This is a genomic window from Priestia sp. SIMBA_032, from assembly GCF_046535215.1.
Taxonomy (GTDB): domain Bacteria; phylum Bacillota; class Bacilli; order Bacillales; family Bacillaceae_H; genus Priestia; species Priestia aryabhattai.
In genome coordinates this window covers 1-476 of the sequence record NZ_JAWRXD010000127.1, presented here as the reverse complement: position 1 = coordinate 476, position 476 = coordinate 1, and the positions used below count along the sequence as shown (strand labels likewise).

The 476-nt window shown below is 37.2% G+C and carries 1 protein-coding gene; it reads left to right on the top strand.

From position 1 onward, the window contains the following. Positions 1 to 71: 71 nt before the first annotated feature. Entirely contained in the window at positions 72 to 368 is a 297-nt protein-coding gene (locus SB717_RS33625; RefSeq protein ID WP_034655895.1) for a transposase, read from the top strand. The last annotated feature ends 108 nt before the right edge of the window (positions 369 to 476 follow it).

Here is a 476-nt window from a genome sequence, read left to right as displayed (position 1 = left end):
TGGTATGCTCCCCTTATAGTAGACAAATAAAAGAAAGCAACCTATTCTGTCTACTATGGAGGGGATTTTTTATGGGGAAAAAGAGGAGAACATTCAACATTGAGTTTAAGAAAAAAGCAGTCGATTTATATCTTTGGGATGGAATGGGCTGTAAGGCCGTTGGAAAAGAATTAGGGATTGACCATACAACCGTTCTGCGCTGGGTTCGACACTTTGAAGCTGAAGGCCTGAAAGGCCTTGAAGAAAAAAGAGGAAAAACACAAGGCTCTACAATAGGGCATCCATCTACTTATCCAGAAGATACAGAAACAAAAATAAAACGATTAGAAGCTGAGAATGAAATGTTAAAAAAGCTCTTACAGGTGTAAAAGGAGGAATGAAAGCAGTACCTATCCAAAAGAAATATAAAGTTATTAAAGAAATGTCAAAGAAACGCTTCTCTATCTGCCTCTTATGTAAAATTGCAGAGGTTTCTA

Bases quoted from the DNA above. Each gene is read 5' to 3' on its own strand.
- SB717_RS33625 (WP_034655895.1), top strand. From the start codon at position 72: ATGGGGAAAAAGAGGAGAACATTCAACATTGAGTTTAAGAAAAAAGCA.